This window comes from Candidatus Zixiibacteriota bacterium (assembly GCA_022865345.1).
Lineage (GTDB): Bacteria > Zixibacteria > MSB-5A5 > MSB-5A5 > RBG-16-43-9 > RBG-16-43-9.
The window spans coordinates 1-2,282 of record JALHSU010000076.1; the positions used below are offsets into that span (position 1 = coordinate 1).

Annotated in this window: 2 protein-coding genes and 1 riboswitch; of the genes, one reads left to right on the forward strand and one right to left on the reverse strand. The window is 42.9% G+C overall.

Annotated elements, in window-relative coordinates; translation table 11 throughout:
* The coding region (locus MUP17_03195; protein ID MCJ7457982.1) for an APC family permease at positions 1-1,088 on the reverse strand (1,088 nt) is incomplete at its 3' end.
* A 131-nt stretch (positions 1,089-1,219) separates the two neighbouring features.
* Positions 1,220-1,368, reverse strand: a riboswitch (cyclic di-AMP (ydaO/yuaA leader).
* A 642-nt stretch (positions 1,369-2,010) separates the two neighbouring features.
* Between MUP17_03195 and MUP17_03200 the strand changes: the two genes are divergently transcribed.
* The coding region (locus MUP17_03200) for an SH3 domain-containing protein (GenBank protein MCJ7457983.1) at positions 2,011-2,282 on the forward strand (272 nt) is incomplete at its 3' end.

Genomic DNA, 2,282 nt, shown 5'->3' on the forward strand with positions numbered 1-2,282 from the left:
TCCACTATCCCTATCATTGAGAAGATTATGATAGTGCGAGCTGGTGTTCTGAACTTTGGATGAACTGCATTAAACCAGGGGCTTATAATCCCGAATTTACTTAAAGAATAAGTTAGTCTTGAGGCACCCATAACTCCGGTATTAGAGGAGATGAAAAGGATTAGGGCACCTAAACCAGCCGCAAAAGGACCTGCCATAAATCCAATCAAAGGGATGGCTTTGGCTAAAATGGCAATCGGATTATCCATATGTTTGGCAAACTCCTGCCAGGGCAGAACTCCCAAGCCCAAGGTGGAGAAAGCAACTGCGAAGATAAATACAGTAAAAATCAAAGTTAAGGAGGTCCTGGGTATTATAGTTGCTGGCCTTCTGGTCTCCTGAGCAGCTTGAGATATAGACTCTAAACCCACAAAGGAGATAATCGCCAGAGAGGAGCCATACATAAAATTGTGAAAGGTTGGGAACTGGGTTTTCCATTGATGGGCTAAAAACTCAGGTTTCCAGGCGAAAAGAAATCCCATTATCACTAAGGCTGATTCCGTTATGATTACAAGTACCCCGATAAATTCGTTTAAGAAAGAAGATTCTTTTACACCCCGGATATTGACCCAGATCAAAATCGAAATTAAGATCAAAGTCTCTATGCACCAGAAGTAATGAACCTGGTGAAATGGACCAATAGACAGGACAAAGCTCCCTATATCTCTTCCTATGATATAAGGCATAAAAAAATTCAGATAACCGGCCGAAGCAGTGGCAAAAAGAGCAATATCGATGGTATAGTCTAAAAGTAAAGCTGCTCCTCCTACAAAACCCCAGAAATCACCTAAGCCCCGTAGGGTAAAGTATGGTCCTCCACCAGCCACTGGATAGGCTGAGGCAAGCTCAGTATAGGCTAATCCAATCATTATATAGATTATTCCAGCCAGGGCAAAGACTAAACTCGCAGCTCCCTGGGCATAAGCCATCACCAGGCCTAAAGCTACATAGGTATCTGCTCCTACATCTGCAAATCCCCACATATAAGAGCCCCAGACTGAAACGTCCCGTCGAAGCTCTAATTTTTCAGTTGTTTGAACCTGTGCCATTTCACTCCCAATCAGTAGAATTCCTTGATAACGTAGTTGCTCGATTCATCGAGCCAGCAAAGAGCCCAATGAATTATGCAACTACAAAAAAAGACCAATGAAAAACCAGTGGTCTCAGCTATTTGGATCTTTTCTCCTCTCCTCACGCCTGCGGAGTTAGCTGCCGGGCTCGGGTCAAGAGAAGACCCTATCTCCCGCTAAAAGCGGGACGGGAACTCGCCCCAGAAAACTCTTGGGTCCTCCGCTTCCCCCTACGGGGAGAATTAGGCGATTTGTTGAAGATTGAATATATATACGAAAAAAAGGTTGTCAATATAAATCTTGAGCGGAAAAATGGCGAATGACAGATGTCGAATGACGGATAAAAGAAAAGGAAAACGAAGGATGGAAGAAGGAAGATGGGAAAATAAAAAATTGATGGATGACGGATAACAGAAAAGGAAAATGGAAAAAGGAAAATAAAATATAATATCGAATGATGAATTTCGAATAACGGATTAAAAAAAACCTGTAGCGTTGCCGTTCGTGTGGCGACAGGGATAATCAATGGTGGAACAGACCTCTGGTCTGTTCTGCACAGGCTGGAAGCCTGTGCCACCGAATCTGAAATTAAATCCACTAGTCGCAGACTTTAGTCTGTGTTCGTTTCAAACTCATCCCCTGGCCCCTTCTTCCCGCCTTTGGCGGGATCTCCGACTTACCAAGAGAAGGGGAAGGAAGGTCCCTCTCTTTTTAAGAGAGGGATTCAGGGTGAGTTTTTATGATATTGTTTTGCAGATCATCTTTGCCATTCGGTAGCCGCGGACTTCAGTCTGCGACATCAAGTCAGGTCTAAAATGCTTGACAATCCTGAAAACGGATACTATTCTGTTAAAACCTGAAATATCAGATAATGATAATTCTTAAATTGAGGAAAGTATAGATGAAACAGGATAACGGATTAAGGGGGAAAAAATGCAGGGTAATATATGGATATCGTTCAGCTTATCCGTATCCGCTTAAATTGAAATCGGGCGAGGTTGTCACTATTGGAGAAAAGAAAAGCGAGTGGAGCGGCTGGCTGTGGTGTGAAGATCAGAATGGGAAAAAAGGCTGGGTTCCTGAAAGTTATGTTGAGAGAAAAGGGAATACCGGGAAAATAGTTGTGGAGTATGATGCTACTGAACTTACCGTAGAAAAAGGAGATGAATTAGA